17 protein-coding genes are annotated in these 24,781 nt (G+C 33.5%); 11 read left to right on the forward strand and 6 right to left on the reverse strand.

The features are described from left to right. Nucleotides 1-70: 70 nt before the first annotated feature. The 6 genes from asnB (QMG60_RS10805) to QMG60_RS10830 all read left to right on the forward strand — a co-directional run bounded on the left by asnB (QMG60_RS10805) (nucleotide 71) and on the right by QMG60_RS10830 (nucleotide 10,999). Entirely contained in the window at nucleotides 71-1,747 is a 1,677-nt protein-coding gene (gene asnB / locus QMG60_RS10805) for an asparagine synthase B (protein WP_281867830.1), read from the forward strand. 314 nt (nucleotides 1,748-2,061) lie between these two features. Next, nucleotides 2,062-3,678, forward strand: coding sequence for an asparagine synthase B (gene asnB, locus QMG60_RS10810; RefSeq protein WP_281867831.1), 1,617 nt, complete (start codon nucleotides 2,062-2,064; stop codon nucleotides 3,676-3,678). Nucleotides 3,679-4,095: 417 nt separating this feature from the next. Continuing rightward, complete coding sequence (gyrB, locus tag QMG60_RS10815; protein ID WP_057119070.1) at nucleotides 4,096-6,036, forward strand: DNA topoisomerase (ATP-hydrolyzing) subunit B; 1,941 nt, start codon at nucleotides 4,096-4,098, stop codon at nucleotides 6,034-6,036. A 112-nt stretch (nucleotides 6,037-6,148) separates the two neighbouring features. Beyond that, nucleotides 6,149-7,084: a malate dehydrogenase gene (gene mdh, locus QMG60_RS10820; protein ID WP_057119067.1), complete on the forward strand. Its 936-nt coding sequence runs from the start codon at nucleotides 6,149-6,151 to the stop codon at nucleotides 7,082-7,084. A gap of 225 nt (nucleotides 7,085-7,309) precedes the next feature. Beyond that, nucleotides 7,310-10,300, forward strand: a complete 2,991-nt coding sequence (gene secDF, locus QMG60_RS10825) for a protein translocase subunit SecDF (protein ID WP_281867832.1) — start codon at nucleotides 7,310-7,312, stop codon at nucleotides 10,298-10,300. 84 nt (nucleotides 10,301-10,384) lie between these two features. Beyond that, a complete protein-coding gene (locus QMG60_RS10830; RefSeq protein ID WP_281867833.1) occupies nucleotides 10,385-10,999 on the forward strand; it encodes an acyloxyacyl hydrolase in 615 nt (204 codons plus the stop codon). Nucleotides 11,000-11,054: 55 nt separating this feature from the next. On the opposite strand, the gene lgt is transcribed toward QMG60_RS10830, so the two are convergent. From lgt to QMG60_RS10855, 5 genes are all read right to left on the reverse strand, one after another. Further along, nucleotides 11,055-11,987 (reverse strand): prolipoprotein diacylglyceryl transferase, encoded by a 933-nt coding sequence (lgt, locus tag QMG60_RS10835; protein ID WP_281867834.1) that lies wholly within the window; start codon nucleotides 11,985-11,987, stop codon nucleotides 11,055-11,057. A 61-nt stretch (nucleotides 11,988-12,048) separates the two neighbouring features. After that, nucleotides 12,049-12,297: a membrane protein insertion efficiency factor YidD gene (yidD, locus tag QMG60_RS10840; protein WP_113677999.1), complete on the reverse strand. Its 249-nt coding sequence runs from the start codon at nucleotides 12,295-12,297 to the stop codon at nucleotides 12,049-12,051. A gap of 85 nt (nucleotides 12,298-12,382) precedes the next feature. Then, a complete protein-coding gene (gene cysS, locus QMG60_RS10845) occupies nucleotides 12,383-13,864 on the reverse strand; it encodes a cysteine--tRNA ligase (protein ID WP_281867835.1) in 1,482 nt (493 codons plus the stop codon). A 337-nt stretch (nucleotides 13,865-14,201) separates the two neighbouring features. Continuing rightward, on the reverse strand, nucleotides 14,202-14,873 hold the full coding sequence (folE, locus tag QMG60_RS10850; RefSeq protein ID WP_134140727.1) for a GTP cyclohydrolase I FolE: 672 nt from the start codon (nucleotides 14,871-14,873) through the stop codon (nucleotides 14,202-14,204). A gap of 203 nt (nucleotides 14,874-15,076) precedes the next feature. After that, the gene (locus QMG60_RS10855; RefSeq protein ID WP_057119050.1) at nucleotides 15,077-16,273 is read right to left on the reverse strand and encodes a pyridoxal phosphate-dependent aminotransferase; all 1,197 of its coding nucleotides are present in this window, start codon (nucleotides 16,271-16,273) and stop codon (nucleotides 15,077-15,079) included. Between the two features lie 123 nt (nucleotides 16,274-16,396). Here QMG60_RS10855 and QMG60_RS10860 point away from each other — a divergent pair, with 123 nt between their 5' ends. From QMG60_RS10860 to QMG60_RS10880, 5 genes are all read left to right on the forward strand, one after another. Next, nucleotides 16,397-17,722, forward strand: coding sequence for a PDZ domain-containing protein (locus QMG60_RS10860; protein WP_281867836.1), 1,326 nt, complete (start codon nucleotides 16,397-16,399; stop codon nucleotides 17,720-17,722). Between the two features lie 143 nt (nucleotides 17,723-17,865). After that, entirely contained in the window at nucleotides 17,866-20,493 is a 2,628-nt protein-coding gene (locus tag QMG60_RS10865) for a gliding motility-associated C-terminal domain-containing protein (protein WP_281867837.1), read from the forward strand. Between the two features lie 32 nt (nucleotides 20,494-20,525). Then, nucleotides 20,526-21,452, forward strand: a complete 927-nt coding sequence (locus tag QMG60_RS10870; protein ID WP_057119047.1) for a type IX secretion system membrane protein PorP/SprF — start codon at nucleotides 20,526-20,528, stop codon at nucleotides 21,450-21,452. A 10-nt stretch (nucleotides 21,453-21,462) separates the two neighbouring features. Then, nucleotides 21,463-23,592: an OmpA family protein gene (locus QMG60_RS10875; RefSeq protein WP_281867838.1), complete on the forward strand. Its 2,130-nt coding sequence runs from the start codon at nucleotides 21,463-21,465 to the stop codon at nucleotides 23,590-23,592. Between the two features lie 147 nt (nucleotides 23,593-23,739). Continuing rightward, nucleotides 23,740-24,225 carry a hypothetical protein gene (locus QMG60_RS10880; protein WP_057119044.1) on the forward strand — a complete coding sequence of 162 codons (486 nt, stop codon included), beginning with the start codon at nucleotides 23,740-23,742 and terminating at the stop codon, nucleotides 24,223-24,225. Nucleotides 24,226-24,341: 116 nt separating this feature from the next. Here QMG60_RS10880 and QMG60_RS10885 read toward each other — a convergent pair whose 3' ends face one another. Beyond that, the gene (locus QMG60_RS10885) at nucleotides 24,342-24,722 is read right to left on the reverse strand and encodes a DUF1573 domain-containing protein (RefSeq protein ID WP_057119042.1); all 381 of its coding nucleotides are present in this window, start codon (nucleotides 24,720-24,722) and stop codon (nucleotides 24,342-24,344) included. Between the last annotated feature and the right edge of the window lie 59 nt (nucleotides 24,723-24,781).

A 24,781-nucleotide genomic window follows, 5' to 3' on the forward strand; every position in this document is an offset into this window, starting at 1 on the left:
TTTTTCAATTGTAACCAATACCGCATCTTTGCCCTATCAAAATAAAATTTAAAAATAAAAATATAGAATTATGTGTGGAATTGTATGTGCCTTTGATCTAAAACAAAAAGCCGAAGCGTTAAGACCTCAAGTATTAGAAATGTCTAAAATCATTCGTCACCGCGGACCAGACTGGAGCGGTATTTACAGCAATGATAAAGCGATTCTTTCTCACGAGCGTTTGGCAATTGTAGATCCAGCTTCAGGAAAACAACCTTTATTTACAGAAGATAAAAAATTGGTTTTGGCTGCAAATGGTGAAATTTACAATCACAGAGACCTGCGCAAACAATTTGAAGGAAAATATAACTTTCAAACTGAAAGTGACTGCGAAGTTATTTTAGCTTTATATAAAGAAAAAGGCGTAAGCTTCGTTGACGAATTAAACGGAATCTTCGGATTTGCTATTTACGATGTTGATAAAGATGAGTATTTTGTTGCTCGCGACCATATGGGAATTATTCCCTTATACATTGGATGGGATCAACATGGGACTTTCTATGTAGCTTCTGAATTAAAAGCCTTAGAAGGATATTGCACCAAAATTGAATTATTCCCTCCAGGACATTATTTATCAAGTAAAGATGGTGAATTTGTACAATGGTACAAAAGAGACTGGACAGAATATGATGCTGTAAAAGACAACGAAACAAGCATTCCAGAAATCAAAAAAGCGTTAGAAGCTGCGGTTCACAGACAATTAATGAGTGATGTACCTTACGGAGTTTTACTTTCAGGAGGTTTAGATTCTTCTATTACTTCGGCTGTAGCCAAAAAATTTGCACAAAAACGTATTGAGTCAGATGATACGACAGATGCTTGGTATCCACAATTACACTCTTTCTCAGTAGGTTTAGAAGGTTCTCCAGATTTAGTTGCTGCGCGTAAAGTGGCAGATCATATCGGAACCATTCACCACGAAATTAAATTTACAATCCAAGAAGGTTTAGATGCTGTTCGTGATGTAATTTACAACTTAGAAACATATGATGTAACTACAGTTAGAGCTTCGACTCCAATGTGGTTAATGGCGAGAGTTATCAAATCAATGGGAATCAAAATGGTTCTTTCTGGTGAAGGTGCTGATGAGTTGTTTGGAGGATATTTATATTTCCATAAAGCACCAAATGCTAGAGAATTTCACGAAGAAAACGTTCGTAAATTAGGAAAACTTCATATGTACGATTGTTTACGTGCCAACAAAAGTTTGGCAGCGTGGGGAATCGAAGGACGTGTTCCTTTCTTAGACAAAGAATTTATGGATGTTGCAATGCGCATCAACCCGCAAGATAAAATGATCAACAAGGAACATCCGATGGAAAAATGGGTAGTTCGTAAAGCTTTTGAAGATATGCTTCCGGAAAGTGTAGCTTGGAGACAAAAAGAGCAATTTTCTGATGGAGTAGGATACAGCTGGATCGATACTTTGAAAGAAGTGGTAGCAAGAGAAGTTTCAGACGAGCAATTGGCAAACGCTAGATTTAAATTCCCATTGCAGACACCAACTTCAAAAGAAGAATATTACTATCGTTCGATTTTTACAGAACATTTTCCAAGTGATGCAGCAGCTTTATGCGTGCCTCAAGAAGCAAGTGTGGCTTGTAGTACAAAAATTGCTTTGGAGTGGGATGAAGCTTTCAAAAACATGAATGATCCTTCTGGTAGAGCTGTAGCAAGTGTTCACGATGACGCTTACGTTAAAGCTTAAAAACGAGTTTAATTTTTAGAATTAGTATATATATTGCAGAAAGAGACGTCCTCATTAGGACGTCTTTCTTGTCTAAAATTGTTAAATTCTCTATTTCAGTTCTTTGGAAAAAGTTTTTGGCATTTATTTAACTTACTTTTTTTATATTTGACATTCCCCGAATAAAGTTAAATCCCCGAAATTTTAATATAGAAAATGTAGGAAAGCAAAAAATAATATTTAGTTTTGCTTTCAACAGAAATTTTAATGATTTTTTAATGTACAGCTTACTTTAGAGTTGGGTACATAAGAATAAAAATAAAAAATAGAATAATATGTCTGGATTATTGGCCGTTATTGGTAAAGGAAAAGACCCAAAGCTTGTAAAAGAACTTTCAGAGAGAATGTCGCATCGCGGTCCTGATGAAAGTGATATTCATATTATGGAAAATGGCAGTATACTTTGTCATGAAAGTCTGTCTATTATTGATCTTAATTCCGGAAAACAGCCTATTCAAGGAACTCAAAAAGCTTGGATGGTTCATGATGGAGAGATTTATAATTATAAAGAACTGAAGGAAACGGTTTTAAAGGATCATACTTTTAGGACAGAATCAGATTCTGAGGTTATTGTACATCTTTATGAAGAGTTTGGTTATGATTTTTGTAACAAACTTGATGGTGATTTTGCTTTTGTGGTAATTGATGGCGATAAATATATTGCAGGCCGTGACCCAATTGGAGTTAAGCCTTTATATTATGGTTTAGATGAAAGAGGGAGAATTTATTTTTCTTCAGAAATGAAATCAATTGCAGATCAATGTAAATCATTTTCTACTTTTCCTCCAGGACATTATTATACAGCAAAAACTGGTTTTGTAAAATATTACCATCCAGAATATGAAGATCATAAAAAAGCAGATCATTCTTTAGATTTAGATTCAATCCGCCAAAGTTTAATAAACGCAACAAGCAAACGTTTGCTGGCTAATGTTCCTGTTGGAGTTATACTTTCAGGAGGATTAGACTCTTCTTTGACATCTGCTATAACTTCTCGTTTATTAAAAGGAAACGCAGAAAAACTGCATTCGTTTTCAATCGGATTAGATGCAGATTCGCCAGATAATATTGCAGCAAGAAAAGCAGCAGAATTTTTAGGAACAGAACATCATGAAGTTCATTTTTCTGTAGAAGAAGGTGTTCAAATTTTAGAAAAAGTAATCTATCATATCGAAACTTATGATATTATTTGTGTAAGATCTGGTGTTCCGATGTATTTGTTGTCTAAAGCGATTGCTGATCAAGGTGTTAAAGTCATTTTATCAGGAGAAGGAGCAGATGAGGTTTTTGGAGGACATTTGTATTTTAGAAATGCACCATCAGCAGAAGAATTCCAGGATGAAACAATAGAAAGAGTTCAGAAGTTGTTTACGGCAGATTTACTTCGTGCAGATAAAACGACAATGGCCCACGGACTAGAAGTGAGATTTCCGTTTTTAGATACAGAATTCTTAGATGTAAATATCCGTATTAAAACAGAAGAAAAACAGCCTAAGACTTATGATGGAGTTGAAAAATACATTTTAAGAAAAGCCTTTGATACTCCCGAAGATCCTTATTTGCCGGCAGATGTATTATGGCGCCAAAAAGAACAATTTTCAGATGGAGTTGGGTATAATTGGGTTGATGAATTAATTGAATATTGTGCTTCACAAGTTACAGATGAACAATTGGCTGGTGCAAGCGCAGAATTTCCATACAATTCACCAACGACAAAAGAAGCGTATTTATATCGATCAATTTTCCATAAATTCTATCCGCAGGTAAGTGCCGCGCAAACAGTGCGTAAATGGATTCCAAAATGGCAGGAAAACCTTGATCCAAGTGGAAGAGCAAATGCTGCACACTTACAAGGAAACTTTGAGAGCGTAAAATCTGGAGTTGCAGTTTAAATCCCAAACTTTTAAATCTCAAATAAATAAATTCCAAATTCCAATTTGGGATTAGCAAACAAAACCGAAATGCAATCCATTGTAGTTTCGGTTTTTTTTATTTTTTTATGTTCTATGTTTTAATTTTTGGAATTTGGAATTTGGAATTTCAAAATTGATTTTTTTATTTCTAATTTTTGGAATTTGGGATTTAAGAGATTGGAATTTAAAAAGAGCCATATTTTACGTTATTTCCATTTTTGGAATTTGGAATTAAAGAAAATTTGAATTTAAATTCATTTTTGAAGTTATTTTTAGGTTTTTCAGACAATTGTGTTAATAACTTAAGTGCTTTAAGTCGTATTTTAATGGGTATATAGCCTGCGTTTTTATATATTTGCGTGTTAGACAGTAAATACATTTATTAGAATAAATTATATGAGCGAAGAAATCAAGAAGAACAATTATTCAGCAGATAGTATTCAGGCATTAGAAGGAATGGAGCACGTAAGAATGCGTCCATCGATGTATATTGGAGATGTAGGAGTTCGAGGACTGCATCATTTAGTTTATGAGGTTGTTGATAACTCTATTGATGAGGCCATGGGAGGGCATTGTGATACCATTGGTGTTGCAATTAACGAAGATGGTTCGATTACAGTTGAAGATAATGGACGTGGTATTCCAGTTGATTTACATAAAAAAGAAGGTGTTTCGGCACTTGAAGTTGTAATGACGAAAATTGGAGCCGGTGGTAAATTCGACAAAGATTCATATAAAGTTTCTGGAGGTTTACACGGGGTAGGGGTTTCGGTTGTAAATGCCCTTTCAGTTCACATGAAATCTACTGTATTTAGAGATGGTAAGATTTATGAGCAGGAGTATGAAAGAGGAAAGTCTTTGTATCCTGTAAAACAAATTGGAGAAACAGATAAGAGAGGTACACGCCAGACTTTTTATCCAGATAACACTATTTTTACTCAGACTACTGAGTTTTCATACGATACGCTTTCAGCACGTATGCGTGAGCTTTCTTTCTTGAATAAAGGAATCACAATTACTTTTACAGATAAAAGAGAAGTTGACGAAAAAGGTGAATTTAAAAGTGAAGTATTCCATTCAGACGAAGGTCTTAAAGAATATATTCGTTATTTAGATGGAAACCGTGAGCCAATTATCTCTCACGTAATCAGCATGGATCACGATAAAGGTGAAATTCCAGTTGAGGTTGCCTTGATTTACAATACAAGTTATACAGAGAATATTTTTTCTTACGTAAATAATATTAATACACACGAAGGAGGAACGCATTTACAAGGTTTTAGAAGTGGTTTGACAAGAACACTTAAAAAATACGCAGATGCATCTGGAATGTTGGATAAATTGAAATTCGAAATTGCAGGAGATGACTTCCGTGAAGGATTAACAGCTATTATTTCGGTAAAAGTTGCAGAACCGCAATTCGAAGGACAAACTAAAACAAAACTTGGAAACAGAGAAGTAGTTTCTCCAGTTTCACAGGCTGTTGGAGAAATGCTTGAGAATTATTTGGAGGAAAATCCAAATGATGCTCGTGTAATCATCCAAAAAGTAATTTTAGCGGCTCAGGCACGTCACGCAGCGAAAAAAGCTCGTGAAATGGTGCAGCGTAAAACCGTTATGGGCGGCGGTGGACTTCCAGGAAAATTATCAGATTGTTCTGAGCAGGATCCTGCAAGATGTGAGGTTTACTTAGTCGAGGGAGATTCGGCTGGTGGAACAGCAAAACAAGGACGTGATCGTAACTTTCAAGCAATTCTGCCATTACGTGGTAAGATTTTGAATGTTGAAAAAGCAATGCATCATAAAGTATTCGAAAACGAAGAGATCAGAAATATATTTACTGCTTTAGGAGTAACTGTAGGAACTGCAGAAGATAGTAAAGCTCTTAATATTGAAAAATTACGCTACCACAAAGTAATCATCATGTGTGATGCCGATGTCGATGGTAGTCACATTTCTACCTTAATATTAACGTTCTTCTTCCGTTTCATGAAAGAGCTAATCGAAGAAGGCCACGTTTACATTGCAGCGCCTCCTTTGTATTTAGTTAAGAAAGGAAACAAAAAAGAATATGCTTGGAATGATGTGCAGCGTGATCAAGCTAACGAAAGAATGGGTGGAAGCGCAGCTATTCAGCGTTATAAAGGTCTTGGAGAGATGAATGCGGAGCAATTGTGGGAAACTACAATGGATCCAAACTTCAGAACACTACGTCAGGTAACCATTGATAGTTTAGCAGAAGCAGATAGAGTTTTCTCTATGTTAATGGGTGACGAAGTACCGCCTCGTAGAGAATTTATCGAGAAAAATGCAGTTTACGCAAATATCGACGCATAAAATAAAAAATTAATAATTTCAATTCGTTTAATTGTTTAAATTTACTAGACAATTAAACGAATTGTCTTTTTTAGGGATAGACAAATAATTAATAAACGATAAAGTATAAAATATGAAAGTTACCATTGTAGGAGCAGGAAATGTTGGAGCTACATGTGCTGATGTTATTTCTTATAGAGGAATTGCCAGCGAAGTAGTATTGTTGGATATTAAAGAAGGTTTTGCCGAAGGTAAAGCATTGGATATTACACAATGCGCGACAAATACTGGTTTTAATACTAAAGTATCTGGCGTTACCAACGATTATTCTAAAACTGCTGGAAGTGATGTTGTAGTTATTACATCAGGAATTCCAAGAAAACCAGGAATGACAAGAGAAGAATTAATTGGTATAAATGCAGGAATTGTTAAAACAGTTGCTGAAAATGTATTAAAATATTCTCCAGATACAATAATTGTTGTAGTTTCGAATCCGATGGATACTATGACGTATTTGGCTTTAAAAGCGACTGGTCTTCCAAAAAATAGAATTATAGGAATGGGCGGGGCTTTGGATAGTTCTCGTTTTAGAACATATCTTTCATTAGCTTTAGATAAACCTGCAAATGATATTTCAGCAATGGTAATTGGAGGGCATGGTGATACAACTATGATTCCGCTAACTCGTTTGGCATCTTATAATGGAATTCCAGTATCAGAATTTCTTTCAGAAGAAGTATTGCAAAAAGTAGCAGCAGACACTATGGTAGGAGGTGCAACTCTTACAGGTTTATTGGGGACATCTGCTTGGTACGCGCCAGGAGCTTCTGTAGCCTATTTAGTAGATAGTATTTTGAACGATCAAAAGAAAATGATTGCATGTTCTGTTTTCGTAGAAGGAGAATATGGTCAAAACGATATATGTATAGGAGTGCCATGTATAATTGGTAAAAACGGAGTAGAAGAAATTTTAGATATTAACCTAAACGATCAGGAAAAAGCATTATTTGCTAAAAGTGCAGATGCAGTTCGAAGCATGAATGATGCTCTAAAAACGATTTTAGTATAATAAAAACGGCAAAAAAGAGAAAAGGCTGCACTTTTGCAGCTTTTTTTTTGAGATTAATTAATAAATAAATTGGTTAATATTTTCGTTAATTATATATTTGCTCGGTTTAAAAAAAAATTGGTAATTCGTGATCTCGTATTTTTGTTTTAAAAAATCATGTCAGGGCTTATTTTATGGGACTTTAAAACAAAAACAAAAATAAAACATAATTAATTTTTAGTAATAATGCAGAATAAAGGACTTATTAAATTTTTCGCAATTCTATTTGCATTGGTGAGTATTTACCAACTATCATTCACTTTTGTGGCAAATGGTGTCAAAAGTGAAGCTAAAGCTTTTGCAGGAGATAATCCTGATAAGGAGCTGAAATATTTAGATTCTATTGGTAAAGAGAAAGTATTAAATCTTGGTTTTACTGATTTCACTTATAACGAAGTGAAAAACAAGCAGCTTAATAAAGGTCTCGACTTAGAAGGAGGAATCAACGTTATTCTTCAAATTTCTATTAAAGATGTTTTAAAAGGTTTAGCTAATAATTCTAAAAATCCAGTTTTTAATAAATCATTAGCTGATGCATCTGCAAATTTAGAAGGTAACAAAACATATTTAAATAAGTTTTTTGAAGCTTTTGATGCAAACTCAAAAGGAAGCGTAAAATTAGCTTCTCCAGATATTTTTGCCAACAGAAGTCTTCAAGGAGAAGGTGGTGTAGATTTTCAAATGTCTGACGCACAGGTTCAAAAAGTTATCAAAAGAAAAGTTGATGAGTCTGTAGAAAGTGCTTTCAAAGTATTAAGAGAGCGTATTGACAAATTTGGTGTAACACAGCCAAACATCCAAAAATTAGGAGAAACAGGAAGAATCTTAGTAGAGCTTCCAGGTGCTAAAGATGTTGATAGAATTAAGAAATTATTAGGTGGAAAAGCTCAATTAGAGTTCTGGGAAACTTATAAAGTTGAAGAAATTGGTAATTTCTTAGTTGCAGCTAACGAAGCTTTGAAGAAAACTGAAGTTAAGAAAACTGAAACTAAAACTGTTGCTAAAGATTCATTGAATGCTTTATTAACAGATGCTAAAGATTCTGCTGATACTAAAAAAGGAAACAATCCTTTATTTGATAAAATTGTAGGTCAAGGTGGTGGACCAGTTTTAGGTTACTTCGCACCAAAAGATACTGCTACTATCAATGCTTATTTTAAAAGACCAGAGATTAGAGTTTTATTGGCTGCTGACCAACATTATGCAAAATTTGTTTGGAGTAAACCAACTACTATAAAAGATCAAAAAGCAAAAGATTTAGCAAGTGCTAAAGATATTGAAGTTGTTGAATTATATGCTTTAAAAGGAAACAGAGACAATAACCCAGCAATGAGCGGTGGTGTTGTTACTGATGCAAAAGATACTTTTGACCAGATGGGTAAACCTGCAGTTTCTATGCAGATGAACAGTCAAGGTGCTAAAGTTTGGGAAGAGTTAACAGGTAGAGCATTCGCTCAAAAAAGTTATATCGCTATTGTTTTAGATGATATCGTATATTCTGCTCCAGGTGTAACAAGTGGTCCTATTGCTGGAGGAAGATCTGAAATTACAGGTTCATTTGATGTTGCTGAAACTAAAGATTTAGCTAACGTATTAAACGCAGGTAAATTACCAGCTTCTGCAGATATTATTCAATCAACTGTTGTTGGTCCATCTTTAGGACAGGCAGCTATTGATGCAGGTACAATTTCTTCTATATTAGGATTCTTATTAGTTTGCGTTTGGATGGTATTCTATTATGGTAAAGCTGGATGGTATGCAAACCTTGCTTTATTATTAAACTTACTTTTCTTATTCGGAATTATGGCAAGTTTTGGTTTTGTATTGACATTACCAGGTATTGCAGGTATCGTGTTAACATTAGGTACAGCGGTAGATGCTAACATTATTATATACGAAAGAGCAAAAGAGGAATTACGTGAAGGAAAATCACTTTCTGAAGCAGTTGCAGCTTCTTACGGATGGCACGGTGCAATGCGTTCTATTATTGATGCTAACGTTACTCACGTTTTAACTGGAGCTATCTTATTCATTTTTGGAACAGGTCCTATTAAAGGTTTCGCTTTAACATTATTAATTGGTATTGTAACTTCATTGTTTACATCAATCTTTATTGCTAGAATCTTTATTGATAGAAATATTGCAGGAAAAGGAGATTTAACTTTCTCTACAAATATTACTAAAAACTGGTTTACTAATTTCCATTTTGACTTTATCAAGATTAAAAAATTCACTTACATCTTCTCTTCAATTGTAGTTGTAGTAAGTTTAATTTCTATCTTCTTCGTGAACGGATTAGATGAAGGTGTTGATTTTGTTGGAGGTAGAACTTTCCAAGTTAAATTTGAAAAACCTGTAGATGCTACTGCAGTTTCAGATGAACTATCTGCTGCTTTTGGAACTCCGGTTGAGGCTAAAATTTTAGGTGATGATGATCAATTGAAAATCACTACTAAATATAAAATTAAAGAAGATGGTGTTGCTATTGATGAAGAAGTGAACCAAAAATTATATGCTTCTTTACAGAAATATTTCCCAAATACTACTTACGATAAATTCATCAATTCATTTGATGGAAAAAGAGTAGGTGTATTACAAGCTTCTAAAGTTGGAGCTTCTATCTCTGAGGATATTAAAACTAACTCATACTGGGCAGTTCTTGGTGCGATGGCAGTTATTTTCTTATACTTAATGGTTTCTTTCCGTAAATGGCAGTATTCATTAGGTGCGATTGCAGCTGTTGCGCATGACGTGATCTTCGTATTAGGAATTTACTCTTTATGCTACAAATTCATGCCATTCCACATGGAAATGGATCAGCACTTTATCGCTGCGATTTTAACTGTAATCGGTTATTCTATGAATGATACTGTAATTGTATTTGACAGGGTGAGAGAGTTTATCATTGGAAACCGTAAAGGTAGTTTCGAAGATATCGTAAACGCTTCTATTAATACTACATTATCAAGAACGTTGAATACTTCATTAATGATGATCATTGTATTATTAACAATGTTTATTTTTGGTGGAGAATCAATTAGAGGATTTATCTTTGCTATGTTAATTGGTATTATTGTAGGTACTTATTCTTCATTATTTATTGCTACTCCAGTATTGGTTGATACGATTTCTAAAGATGAGAAGCATACAATCGAAGACAAACACAACAAAGCGTAATTAAACTTTGTTTTTAAAATAAGAAAGATCCAGTGAAAACTGGATCTTTTTTTTATGTTTGTATCTCAGATCCAAATCCTATTTATGAGTAGAAAAAGAATATTCACGGTAGTTCTTCTGTTTGCAGTACTGAATATCAATGCTCAGCAGAAAAGCAGTGACTTTAGAATAGGAATGAGTTATGGTTTCGGAAGCGAATTCAATAATACTGATTATACTTTTACCAATCATTTTTATAAAGCGCAGTTATATTATAGACTGAAGAAAACTCGAAATTTTGAATATGATATTTTAGTACAGCCAGAAATAAATTTTGGAAAACATCAGTTATTGAATTTATACTTCGTAAAACCTGAGACGCCAAATTTTGAACAGAAAAGAGTGGAGTATATGCAATTGAAAAACGTTCACGAATATGTTCTTAATTTGGGCTTTATGGTGAGAAAACCAATAGGAAAAGTATTCTCCTGTTACGTATTAGGAAGTATTGGACCAATGATAACAGATACAGAAACTGAGCGTATGTCTAAAGGTTTTGCGTTTGCAGATGTTTTGGCGGTTGGTTTTACGGCAGCTTATGATCAATTCCAGCTTGATATTCGTCCGAGTTTGCGACATGTATCAAATGCAGGTTTAGGAAGCTCAAATGCGGGCTATAATACAAAGAATGTTGAGTTTGTTATTTCGTATCAATTATAAAAAATAAACGCCCAATATCTAAAGATATTGGGCGTTTTGATATAATGTAAAATTATTATGATTCTGCAAGTGGATTTCTTTGTGCTCTAATAACAAAGAAAAGTCCGATGATTATAAATGGGATACTCAGCCATTGTCCTGTTGAAAAATAGCCTAAATCTTCTTCTATACCGCCTTGGCTTTGTTTTACAAATTCAACAACAAATCGAACAACAAATAAAAGAACTAAAAACAATCCGAATAAATAACCAGATTTCAGTCTAGTATTTGTTTTCCAGTATAAGAAGTACAAAATTGCAAAGACAAAAATATAAGAGAACCCTTCGTATAATTGTGCAGGATGTCTTGCTGGAACCTGAGCTAATAAATCAGCAAATTTTGGATTTGTAGCAATTGCATTGTAGGCTTCTACAGGATCTGCAATTCCAGTTTTTTGTACAGCTTCATTTTTACTGAATTTATCATGTAAAAAACGGATCCCAAATGCAGATGTAGTTTCGTTACCAATAATTTCTGAGTTGAAGAAATTACCTAAACGAACAAAAATAGCTCCACTGGCAACAGGAATTACTATACGGTCTAAAATCCATAATAAAGGACGTTTTAGAATCTTTTTACTATAATAATACATAGCAACAATAATAGCAATTGCTGCACCATGACTCGCTAATCCTTGGAAACCGGTGAATTCGAATTTTGGTTCGAATCTAAAAGGAAGGAAAATTTCCAGTAAATGGTTTCTGAAATATTCCCAATCGTAAAAGAAAACATGTCCTAAACGCGCACCAATTAAAGTTGCAAGAACAGTCCAAACAAATAATGAATCTAATTTTTCTAGTGATTCGTTTTCTCTTTCGAAAATCTTTTTCATTAAGAACCATCCTAAAAGAAAAGCAATTACAAACATTAAGCTGTAATAGCGAATCATAAAAAATCCTAAATTGATTCCTTCTGAGGGATTCCAAACAAAATTTAAGGCGTGTGTCATGTAAAATGTTTTATATATTGTAAAAATAAATATTTAATGTAAAGTGCTGTTTTATAAAAGGTTAATGTTTATGACTGCATTTCTTTTCTGGTACAGGATCGTAACCGCTTCTTCCCCAAGGATGACAGCTTAAAATACGTTTTACTCCTAAAAATCCGCCGTAGAATAATCCATGAGTCTGCAAAGCTTGGATCATGTAAGTCGAACATGTAGGTTCAAATCTGCAGGACGCTGGTGTAAACGGAGAAATTGCCGTTTGATAAAAACGAACCAAGAGTACAAATGGATATATTAGAATTTTGGATAACATTTTATCAATACTTATTGTCTAGTTTTTCCAGACTTCTATTTGTTGTCTTTAAAAGAATTTTGTTACATCCAAAGTTTTAATTTCTTTACTGAATGCTAAAAGATGTTCCTTCTTTTCCGTCTTTTAGTTGAATTCCTAGAGCAATTAATTGGTCTCTAATCTGGTCAGAAAGGGCAAAGTTTTTATCTGCTCTCGCCTGATTTCTCATTCCGATAAGCATATTAACTACTCCTTCTAATTTATCATTGTCTCCTTCAGCACTTTTCTCATCGCTAAGTCCTAAAACATCAAACACAAAAGCATTTACAGCTGTTGTAAAATCTGCTAAATCATTTGCAGAAATAGTTTCTTTTCCGTCTTTTAATAAGTTGATATAACGAACAGCTTCAAACAACTGAGCGATTAAAATTGGTGTATTGAAATCGTCATTCATTGCGTCATAGCAAAGCTGTTTCCATGCTGCAAAATCTATAGAACTTGTGTTTCCTGCAGTAATATTTGGTAAAGCATCTACTGCTTCCATCAATCTTTTATATCCTTTTTCTGCAGCAACAATCGCATCATCAGAAAAATCTAAAATACTTCTGTAATGTGCCTGAAGCATGAAAAAACGAGTTACAGAAGCAGAAAATGGTTTGCTTAGAATGTTATTGTCTCCGCTAAGAATTTCGCCTGGTAAAATATTATTTCCAGTCGATTTAGCCATTTTCTTTCCGTTTAAAGTCAGCATATTAGCATGCATCCAGTAATTTACAGGAGATTGGCCAGTACAAGCTTCATTTTGAGCAATTTCACATTCGTGGTGAGGGAATTTTAAATCCATTCCGCCTCCGTGAATGTCAAAATGATTTCCAAGATATTTGGTACTCATAGCAGTACATTCAAGATGCCAGCCTGGAAAACCATCACTCCAAGGTGAAGGCCATCTCATGATATGTTCTGGTTCTGCTTTCTTCCAAAGTGCAAAATCCTGCGGATTTCTTTTGTCAGATTGTCCGTCGAGATCTCTCGTGTTTGCCAGCATATCATCGATATTTCTACCGCTTAGAATGCCGTAATTATTGGTTTCATTGTATTTTACTACATCAAAATATACCGATCCGTTGGCAACATAACCAATACCTTTATCAATAATTTTTTTGATGATTTCAATCTGTTCAATAATATGTCCCGTCGCTGTAGGCTCAATACTTGGCGGTAAAAAGTTAAAAGCTTTTAGAATGTTATGGAAATCTACAGTATAGCGCTGTACAACCTCCATTGGTTCTAATTGTTCTAAACGGGCTTTTTTTGCAATTTTATCTTCACCTTCATCGACATCGTCAACAATATGTCCTACATCGGTAATATTTCGAACATAACGCACTTTATAATCTAAGTGCAGAAAATATCTAAAGATTACATCAAAAGACATAAAAGTTCTCACATTTCCCAAATGAACATTACTATATACTGTAGGTCCACAAACATACATTCCAACATTTCCATCATGGATTGGTTTGAAATCTTCTTTTTCACCCGAAAGTGAATTGTATATTTTTAAGGGCTGACTGCTATATAGTGGCATATTTTTTTATTGTTTAATCGTTTAACCGTTAATTTGTTTAATCGTTTAAATGTTGGTTTTTTTTGATTATGTAAAACGTTTAATCGTTTCTAATAACTTTTTTTATTCTTTAGAAAGATAGTATTTTTTTAAACTATTTATATGATTGCATTTTAGTTGCAATCAATTTTGAACTTCTATTACTTTGGTCTCTAAGAAAAAGGTTTGTTTTTAAATGGGCTTTTTGAATTAAAATTCAATTAACTGACAGATTTATCTAGCTAATCTCAATTCAAATCCTCAATTTTTCTACTTTCGCCATCAGAGTAACAAACTATTAACTAAAAACAATGAACTTTTAAAACTGTGTTTCTAATTTAATATAGTCCAAAAATTCTCTTTTCGTTTGAGGGTCTTTGAATTTTCCGCCGAATTCAGAAGTTACAGTACTGCTTTCGATATCTTTGATTCCGCGTGAATTTACACAAAGATGTTTTGCATCTATAACGCAGGCAACATCTTCGGTTCCTAAAGCTTTTTGAAGTTCTTGTACAATCTGCATTGTTAAACGCTCTTGAACCTGAGGTCTTTTAGCATAATATTCAACAATACGATTCATTTTAGAGAGACCAATAACTCTTCCGCTTGAGATGTAAGCCACGTGAGCGCGTCCGATAATTGGAAGTAAATGGTGTTCGCAGGTAGAATAAACAGTAATGTTTTTTTCTACTAACATTTCACCGTATTTGTAATTGTTGTCAAAAGTAGAAGCTTTTGGCTGTTTTGCAGGATTAAGACCTCCAAAAATCTCTTTTACAAACATCTTTGCAACTCGATTTGGAGTTCCTTTAATACTGTCGTCTGTCAAATCCATTCCAAGAGTTTGTAGAATGTTTTCGACATCTTTTTTTATTTTTTCTATTTTTTCTTCATCAGTTAAGTCAAAAGCATCTTCTCTTAAAGGGTTTTTGGCATTACTGCTGAAATGACTGTCACCTATTTCGTCTAAAAAATCTTCGTTATTTATCATTAAAAACTACTATTATAATGGGTATATCTTTTTAAGGCGGTAAAGATAATTAATAAATAGGAAACCTTTTCTATGGTTTTTACGATTTAATTGTTCCTTTTTGGATATAATCTAAATTAACGATCATAATATTCTAATTTAAAACACAAAAGACAATAACGAAAGGGTTATTGTCTTTTTGAATTTTGTTTTTAAAATCTTGATTATCTGTTATTATAAACCAATAATGCTTCTTTTAAAATATTTACGGCAGTAATTAAATCTTGCTTATTCAATACATATGCAATTCTCACTTGATTTAATCCCATGCCAGGGGTTGAATAAAAACCTTTGGCAGGAGCAATCATTACAGTTTCACCGTTTAAATTATAGCTTTCTAAAAGCCATTGTGCAAAATCATCAGAATCTTTTATTGGAAGCTCAGCAATACAATAAAAAGCGCCTTTAGGTTTTGTAACAATAACTCCTTCAATTTTATTTAATTCGGCAATTAGCGTGTTGCGGCGTTCTTTGTATTCTGCAATTACTTCATCAAAATAACTTTGAGGCGTATCAATAGCAGCTTCGCAGGCAATCTGTTCAATTGTAGGCGGACTCAAACGCGCTTGAGCAAATTTCATTACCGTTGCTAAAACATCTTTGTTTTTAGTAACCAAACAGCCAATTCTTGCCCCGCACATACTGTAACGTTTAGAAACAGAATCGACCATAATTACGTTTTGCTGCACATCTTCTAAATTCATTACAGAAAAATGTACATCATCTCCGTCGTATAAAAATTCACGATACACTTCATCAGCAATTAAGTACAAGTCGTGTTTTTTAATCAAACCAGCCAATTGCTTAATTTCAGCTTCAGAATATAAATATCCAGTCGGATTTCCAGGGTTGCAAATCAGAATGGCTTTTGTTTTGGGTGTTATTAATTTTTCAACTTCGTCTATACTTGGTAAAGCAAATGCAGTTTCAATAGTAGAAACAAGTGGTACTACAGTTGCGCTCGTAGACGATGCAAATGCGTGATAATTAGCATAAAAAGGTTCTGGGATAATAATTTCATCTCCAGGATCTGTTATTGTGGCCAGCGCAAATAGTAAGGCTTCAGAACCACCAGTAGTTACAATGATGTCTTCTGTGTTAACGTTTACATTTTGGCGCTGGTAAAAATGAGCTAATTTCTTTCTATAGCTTTCATATCCGGCAGACGGACTGTATTCTATAAGAGTTAAATCAATATTTTTTACCGCCTCGATGGCCACTTCCGGTGTCTTGATATCCGGTTGACCAATGTTTAAGTGATACACCTTGTGTCCTTTTTTCTTTGCTAGATCTGCAAAAGGAGCAAGCTTACGTATCGGAGATTCGGGCATGTTTCTTCCCTTGTGTGAAATTGTAGGCATGAGTATAAATTATTGAAGTGCAAATTTGCATTTTTTTTTCGAATTTAACGTAAACAATAAGGGTACTTGCAAAAATGTAACAATAATAAATATATTTACTAATTTTATAATAAAATATTGCCAATGAAAAAATATATAGTATTGTTTTTTGGGTTATTATTACCTTTTTTGCTTTTTGGACAAGGCGATTTTTTATTACAAAACAATGCAGCAAAGGCTACAGTCCCTTTTAAATTGATTAATAATCTTATTTTTATTCCCATTAAAGTAAACGGAGTAGAACTAAATTTTCTATTGGATTCGGGTGTTGAAGAAACTATTTTGTTCAGTATGGAAGACAAGCAGGAAGTAAGCTTTAATAATGTCGAAAAAATAAAACTTAGGGGTCTTGGAAGTGAAGAAGAAATTGAGGGTTTAAAATCAACAAAAAATATTTTAGAAACACATGGTTTAAGATCAGACGACCATATGGTTTTTATTATTTTGGATCAAAGTTTCAATTTATCTTCTCATATCGGAATCCCTGTTAACGGAATCATTGGTCATAAATTCTTCCGAAATAATGTAGTTGAAATTAATTATCAAAAAAAGAAAATTATAGTTTATACCAGAAATAATAAATTTCAGGACAAATTGGATAAGAAATTCAAACAAATCCCGATAACTATAGAAAGATCAAAACCTTATATTCTAACTACAGCTACAGTAAATAATGTTGATATTCCGGCAAAACTTTTAATTGATATTGGAAATAGTGATGCTTTTTGGATTTTTGAGAATAATACAATCAGACTTCCAGACAAAAACTTTCCTGATTTCTTAGGAAAAGGCTTCAGCGGTGATATTGAAGGACATCGCGCTAAAATCGATAAATTTTCGATTGACGAATTTGATTTTAGAAAACCAATTGTTTCATTTCCCGATTCAGTTTCTATCCGAAATGTGAAGATGGTTCCAGGACGTATTGGTTCTGTTGGAGGAGAGGTTCTAAAACGTTTTACCGTTGTACTTGATTATAAGGAGAAAAAGTTATACTTAAAGAAAAACAGCAAATTTAACGAACCGTTTACTTATAATAAAAGTGGGATCACGGTTCAGCATAACGGCTTGCAGTGGGTACAGGAGACCGTTCATCTTGAAACTGTACAAGTGGCCTCGACCATTGATGAATTACAGGAAAAAGACAAGAATAATAACAATTTTAAATACAAATTTGCCCTTAAGCCGGTTTATGAAATAGTGAACGTGCGCAAGAACTCAGCCGCAGAAAAATGTGGTTTACGCAAAGGTGATATCATAATAAGCATAAATAATACGCAGCCATACAGATACAGCTTACAGCAGATAAACAATCTTTTAAAATCTGAAGATGATATTTGGATAAATTTAGAAATAGAAAGAAATAGTGTAGTACTCAAATTCAGATTCAAATTAGAAGATGAACTTTAAAATTGACAAAGAATAACTTAACGTTAAGTAAAATTGGTTTTTATAATATTATTTTAAAGAAATTTTTATTTTTTGTGAAAAAATGTTTGTTAAAATTAGATTTTTGCCTAGATATTTTATTATGTTTAACAAAAATTTAATCTATGGCCAAAAACTACTTTAATTTCTTACAAATACTATTTGTTTTTACTTGTTTATTGGTTTTACCCACAAAAGTTGCTGCACAATGTGCAGGATCTGATGCACAATTAGATTTATGTACTACTATTGCAGATCCAGTAAATCAAAATATTTCTTTGTTTTCTTTATTAGGAGGAACTCCAGTGCCAGGAGGGACATGGACTGCAAATACTAACCCTCGAGGATTAGACGCAGTAAATGGAACGCTGAATGCTCAAGTTATAAGCAGTGGAGGTACTTATGTATACACTTATACTGCCCCAGTTACAGCAGGATGTACCAACAGAACCGCTAAGATCACGATAAGAATTGGCGCGTATGCTGGTGTACCAGCTCCTTATGCAACCGTGTGTAGCGACGAAAATTTTTTTAATCTCTTTACCGCTTTCAATGGTACCGTTATGGCTCCGCATACTAATGGAGTTTGGACAGACAGCAGCGGACAGCCGTTGCCAGAATCTTCTATTCCTATAAGTGATAAAAATGGAGCTTATCAATACACCTATACCGTTCCGCCTGTACTTGCTTGTTCTACAGCTTCGCCTTCTTCAACAGTTATTATAACTGTAGTTAGAGCACCAAAAGAAGGAACTCCGAACGATTTATTAATTTGTGCCGATACCGAAATATCACAATATATAGACTTAGATTTAAATACAAGACTTTCTGGTCAAGACAGTGGCGGTGAATGGAGCGGTCATGGAATTACTTCTCCAACAGATCATAATGTGAATTTAGAGGATTTGTACAATTTAAGCGGACCAGGAGAATATCAATTTAACTACACTGTTTATGCTACTCCAAATAATAAGGTTTGTCCAGATAAAACTGCAACCGTTAAGGTAACGATAGAAAAACGACTTGATTTTACAGCAGCAAAAGTTGATGTAATTAAGGATATATGCGAACCTGAAATTCCGACAGCGGTTTATTCTGCAACATTGACACAAGGGGCTCAGCCTATTCCAAACGGGCAATATGAAGTAACCTTTAATGTATCAGGACCAAACGCAGGAAGCGAAACGATTACTTCTAGTTTTGTAAATGGAGTTCTTAATTTTCCAGTTTCCTCTTCTTATTTTAGGCAAGTAGGAAAATTTACACTGACTATTACCAATATTGTAGCAACTACAAGTAAAAGGGCCTGTGTAAATATTATTAATAATTTATCTGATGTTCTTGAAGTTCATCCAATTCCACGATTAGATGGCGCAGTACTTACGCTTGATCCAACATGCCAGAATAAAGATGCATCAGCTCATTTAACGAATGCTGCTCTGCTGCCAGATGGCAATTATAATATAGTATATAATGTTACAGGAGATAATTTTGCATTAGGACAGACCCGCAATATAACGATATCTGGGGGACAAGCAAATTTTGTAATTCCAGGGAATTTAAATAGAAACAGCGGAGCCTCATCTATAGTAATAACTAATATTACAAATACAGTAACCGGTTGTACCAATACAGCAAATGTAAGAGGAAATTTAATTATTAATCCGCTCCCAAATGCTGCCGCAGTTAGTGTAGCAGTAAGCGATCATTGTTTAAATGATCCCGTTTCAGCAACAATTTCAGGATTAGGAAACCTAACTAATATTACAATTAATTATATGCTTCTTGGAGATAATATTGCTTCAGAAACAATTACTTTGACGGCTGTAAATGGAAAAGCAGAATTTCAGATTCCTGCAGGTTTACTTTTAAATACTGGCTCAACAATTATTTCATTAACAAATTTAAAGAACGATATTACCGGTTGTGATATTAACTTAACTAATGTTTTAGACAGTTTTATTATAAACCCAATACCAGTTCCGCCAACAGTAAATCCTCAATCTTTTTGTAAAGTTGATGAAGCTACGGTTGCTAATTTAGTTCCCAACGGGAATCAATATAAATGGTACAATTCAGCAACATCAACCACGCCATTGGCAGGTACTTTGATTTTAGAATCTGGTAATTATTATGTAAGAGAAACTTCGCCCGCGGGATGTACTTCAGAAGCTGCCACGGTTGTAGTTACCATAAACGATTCACCTGCTCCAGTATTAAATTCAGATGGGCAAAACTTCTGCGGATTAAATAATCCAACGATTTCAGATTTATCCAATAATACCAATGTTCCTTCAAGTGTGGTTTGGTATGATGCTCCGAATAATGGAAATTTATTATCTAGTACAACTCATCTGATTGAACAAGGCAGATATTATGGATTTAATTTTCCAAGTACAGACTGTTTCTCTTCAGAATATATTGAAGTCACAGTCACATTAACAGAATGCAATAATGTCCCAAATGACTTTTTTGTTCCCGATGGATTTTCTCCAAATGGAGATGGCACAAACGACTCATTTGTGATAAAAGATATTGAATTCTTATACCCAAATTACACACTTGAAATTTATAATAGATACGGAAACGGAATGTATAAAGGAGATAAAAATAAACCAGCCTGGGACGGAATGAACTATGAAAAGAGCGGTATCGCTGGCGGAGTTGCACCCAACGGAGTTTATTTTTATGTGCTTCATTTTAATAAAGATAATAAACCGCCGCAGCAAGGCCGTCTTTATTTAAATCGATAAATCTCTTTTTATATTTCTAATATAATTTTCAAATGAAAAAAATACTACTCTTTATAAATTTCCTTTTCTACTTATCAGTTTCTGCACAGCAGGATCCAGAATATACACATTATATGTATAATATGAGTGTGATAAATCCAGCGTATGCAACAGGAGTTCCCGCAATGATGAATTTTGGCGGACTATATAGAACACAATGGGTTGGTGCAGTTGGAGCTCCAAAAACTTTTACATTTTTCGGACACACTGCTATTACAGATAAAATAGAAGCAGGAATCTCATTCATCTCAGATGATATTGGAGATGGTGCCAAAAAAGAAAATAATGTCTACGCTGATTTTGCATATGTCTTAAAATTAGGCGGACAAAATAAACTTTCACTAGGTTTAAAAGCTGGATTTTCATCTATGCAAAGTAATTTTAACGGTTTTCGTTTCACAGACCCGCAAACTGATTTTGCTTTTTCAGAAAACATAAATGCCACTAAACCCAATATTGGAGTTGGAGCTTACTATTTTAGAGACAATTTGTATGTTGGATTATCTGTTCCTAATTTGCTAAAATCTAAATATATCGAAGAAAAATCAGGAGTAAATGCTTTTGGTTCTGAAGAAATACACACTTTTTTAACGGCAGGTTATGTTTTTCAGCTAAATGATGTGTTGAAATTAAAACCGGCATTTATGTCCAAATTTGTAAAAGGTTCACCAATAACTTTAGATGTTACAGCAAATGTTTTGTACAACGAAAAGTTTGAATTTGGTGCAGCTTATAGAATTGACGATTCGGTAAGTGCACTGTTCAATATAAATGTTACACCAACACTAAGAGTGGGTTATGCTTACGATTATACACTTACGAACTTCGGTCAGTTTAATTCAGGAACGCACGAAATTATGCTGTTATTCGATTTAGATTTACTAGGAAAAGGATTTGATAAATCACCAAGATTCTTTTAAAATGAAAAATATGAAAAAACTACTCGTTATTATATTCGTATTTTCAATACAGTTTATAAATGCCCAAGATCAGGAATTAGCTCGTGCAAAACGATTTTTTGATAAAACATATTACAGCGAAGCAATTGTTTTATACCAAAAATTAGCTGACGAAAAACCTTCGCAAGAAGTAATAAAAAATCTAGCCGATTCTTATTTCTATACCAACGACTTGGTAAAAGCACAACGCTATTATCGTCTACTAATTAATAATTATGGTAATAATTTAGATAGAGCTTATTATTTTAGATATGCACAAACTCTAAAAGCAACCAATAGTGCTGATGATGCCAATGCAGCCTTAAAAGAATATTATTCTAAATCTACTAATGCAGAAGACATTATTAATTTCGAAAAAGAGCTTAAAACATTAGAAAATGTTACCGCAATAGGAAAGCGTTTCGAGATTAAAAACTTGCCCATAAATACTCCCAACTCTGAATTTGGAGCCGTAAAATATAAAGAGAATCTTGTTTTTGCAGGAGTCAAATTAAAGCCGGGCTGGTTTGATAAAAAATACAAATGGGACAATGAAACCTATTTGAATTTAGTTACCATTCCGTTAAAAAATATTAATGCGTCGGATTCTATTGTACACTATTTTGCTAAAGAATTAAAAACAGGAATGCACGAATCAAATGCTGTTTTTACCAAAGATGGTAAAACAATGTATTTTACCCGAAACAATTCTAAAAACGGAAAGAAAAAGAAAGACGACAAAAAAATCTCTAATCTTCAGATTTTTAAAGCTGAATTAGTGAACGGGAAATGGACCAATATTACATCGCTTCCTTTCAATAGTCCGAACTATTCTGTTGAACATCCAGCTTTAAGTGCCGACGAAAAAGTATTGTATTTTGCTTCTGATATGCCGGGTTCTCTTGGTTCGTTTGATATTTATGCTGTAAATGTAAATAAAGGGGCATTTGATACGCCAAAAAATTTAGGTCCATTAGTAAATACAGATAAAAGAGAACAATTTCCTTTTGCATCTGCAGATAATAAACTTTATTTTTCTTCGGATGGACATTTAGGTTACGGATCTTTAGATGTTTTTGTATCTGAAATCAACGGAAATGAATATTCAAAACCAGTTAATATCGGTTTGCCATTAAATTCAAATCTAGATGATTTTGCATTTAATATTGATTCCAATACCAAAGAAGGTTTTTTTGCATCGAATAGAGAAGGAGGAAAGGGCAGTGACGATATTTATCAATTCAAAGAAATTAAAGATTTAATTGTAGAAGATTGTAAACAATTTATCACAGGAATAATTACAGATGTTGATACGAAATTGGCTTTAGAAAATGCAACGGTAATTTTACAAGATGCAGAGAATAAAACTTTAAATACAATAACAACTGCAGCCGACGGAAAATTCAGTTTTACAGTGGCCTGCGAAGCTTCTTATAAAGTTTCGGCTTTTAAGGAGAAGTATACTAATGAATCTAAATCGTTGACTTTAGGAAAAACTAGAGATGCTGTAAGCGATGCATCTTTAGCATTAAAATCTTTAGAAGCCATTAAGCAGGAAGAAAAACAAATTGCAGAAAACAAGAGAAAGCAGGAAATCATTATCGAAGAAGAAAACAAGAAAAAAGCTGAACTTGCTGCAATAGAATTAAAACAAAAAGAGAAAAAAGCCAAAGAAGCTGCAATAGCTGCGGCAGAAGTTAAAAAACAGGAAAAAGTAAAAGAAATTTTAGCGACAGAAAAAGATGTTGTACGCGATAAAGACAGATTAATCATCAAAACTGATCCAATTTATTTTGATTACAACATGTGGTACATTCGTAAAGAATCAAAAGTTGTTTTAGGGCGAGTTGTCGATTTAATGAAGAAATATCCAGGAATGGTAATCGAGATTGGATCACATACCGATTCTCGCGGAAATGCCAAATTCAATGAAGATCTATCTCAAAAAAGAGCCAATTCTACACGAGAATTTATAATTCAATCTGGAATTGATGCCAAGAGAGTTTCTGCAAAAGGTTACGGAGAATCTGTGCCAATTGTAAAATGTAAAACAGACGAATCTTGTTCTGAGGAAGAACACGAATTAAACAGAAGGTCTGAATTTGTAATTAAGAATTTGTAAGCATTTTATAAAGAAATCATACAGCCCGACAGGTTTTTTTAAATCTGTCGGGTTTTGTTTTTTTACTGAAATTTTTGCAAAATACTTTCTGTTGATTTCTTTTTTATTTAATTTTATGGAATAACCTCGAAACAAAATATTTAAAATATGAAAAACCTAATTTTGCCTTGTATGCTTGTAATCTGTATTGGATTACAAAGTTGTAAAAATGAAGAAAAACAAAAAGAAGCCGAAGCAGCAAAAGCTGATGGAGAAAAGATTGTAAGTACTGAATGTTATAGAGCGATATACGAAAAGGATACAGTCGATTTAAAATTAAATAATTTAAAAAACGGAAAAGTATCGGGTAACATGATAATGAAAGTTGCGCCTGTAACAGTAAGAACTGGTGAGGTTGCAGGAGAATTTCACGGAGATACTTTGTTTATAGATTATACTTTTAAAGAAGCAGCCACTAAGGACAAAATTTTCAAAAATCCAATGGCACTTTTAAAACGTGACAAACAACTTATTTTAGGAAACGGAACAATGCAGACTACGATGGGTGTTACCTATTTAGTAAAAGACAAACCAATCGATTTTGAACGCGTAAAATATAAATTTGATAGTGCAGAATGTGCTGAGAAAAAATAATATCAAAGTAATTACACAATTTTGTCATTTCTCCTTCTTCGAAATGACAAGATTTATAATAAAAAAAAGCCGTTTCTTTAAATAGAAACGGCTTTTGTTATTTATAAGATTAAATTTTATAAAACTTCACCTTTAATTTTAAGGGCGACTCTTCCGTCAGGATAATTTACTGCATTTGTTTCAACAGTAATTGTTTTACGAATTGGTCCAGAAGCCATGTTGTATTTTACATCGATTTTTCCTTTTTTACCCGGCATAATTGCTGCCGAAGGTTTTGTTACTATAATTGAACTTACTGTTGATTCTGCACCAGTAATTAATAAAGGAGCATCTCCTGTATTTGTAAATTCAAAAGAGCGAAGCCCATTATCACCTTTAGAAATTTTTCCATAATCAATTGTATTGTCAGGGGCTGCAAATTCAATTTTTGGGCCGTTTTGTGCATAACTTATTGCACTAAACAATAAAACTGCAATAAAAGTGGCTGCATTTTTCATATGAAATTAGTTTTTAATTGTAAGTAAATATACATTCTTTTAATTAACACACAAATTAT

Origin of the sequence: Flavobacterium sp. GSB-24 (assembly GCF_027924665.1) — a bacterium.
Taxonomy (GTDB): Bacteria; Bacteroidota; Bacteroidia; order Flavobacteriales; family Flavobacteriaceae; genus Flavobacterium.

Coding starts and splice junctions, on each gene's coding strand:
- QMG60_RS10865 (WP_281867837.1), top strand. CDS start 17,866: ATGGCCAAAAACTACTTTAATTTCTTACAAATACTATTTGTTTTTACT.
- lgt (WP_281867834.1), bottom strand. CDS start 11,987: ATGACACACGCCTTAAATTTTGTTTGGAATCCCTCAGAAGGAATCAAT.
- QMG60_RS10860 (WP_281867836.1), top strand. CDS start 16,397: ATGAAAAAATATATAGTATTGTTTTTTGGGTTATTATTACCTTTTTTG.
- QMG60_RS10830 (WP_281867833.1), top strand. CDS start 10,385: ATGAGTAGAAAAAGAATATTCACGGTAGTTCTTCTGTTTGCAGTACTG.
- mdh (WP_057119067.1), top strand. CDS start 6,149: ATGAAAGTTACCATTGTAGGAGCAGGAAATGTTGGAGCTACATGTGCT.
- asnB (WP_281867831.1), top strand. CDS start 2,062: ATGTCTGGATTATTGGCCGTTATTGGTAAAGGAAAAGACCCAAAGCTT.
- QMG60_RS10875 (WP_281867838.1), top strand. CDS start 21,463: ATGAAAAAACTACTCGTTATTATATTCGTATTTTCAATACAGTTTATA.
- QMG60_RS10855 (WP_057119050.1), bottom strand. CDS start 16,273: ATGCCTACAATTTCACACAAGGGAAGAAACATGCCCGAATCTCCGATA.
- cysS (WP_281867835.1), bottom strand. CDS start 13,864: ATGCCACTATATAGCAGTCAGCCCTTAAAAATATACAATTCACTTTCG.
- folE (WP_134140727.1), bottom strand. CDS start 14,873: ATGATAAATAACGAAGATTTTTTAGACGAAATAGGTGACAGTCATTTC.
- QMG60_RS10885 (WP_057119042.1), bottom strand. CDS start 24,722: ATGAAAAATGCAGCCACTTTTATTGCAGTTTTATTGTTTAGTGCAATA.
- asnB (WP_281867830.1), top strand. CDS start 71: ATGTGTGGAATTGTATGTGCCTTTGATCTAAAACAAAAAGCCGAAGCG.
- gyrB (WP_057119070.1), top strand. CDS start 4,096: ATGAGCGAAGAAATCAAGAAGAACAATTATTCAGCAGATAGTATTCAG.
- secDF (WP_281867832.1), top strand. CDS start 7,310: ATGCAGAATAAAGGACTTATTAAATTTTTCGCAATTCTATTTGCATTG.
- yidD (WP_113677999.1), bottom strand. CDS start 12,297: ATGTTATCCAAAATTCTAATATATCCATTTGTACTCTTGGTTCGTTTT.
- QMG60_RS10870 (WP_057119047.1), top strand. CDS start 20,526: ATGAAAAAAATACTACTCTTTATAAATTTCCTTTTCTACTTATCAGTT.
- QMG60_RS10880 (WP_057119044.1), top strand. CDS start 23,740: ATGAAAAACCTAATTTTGCCTTGTATGCTTGTAATCTGTATTGGATTA.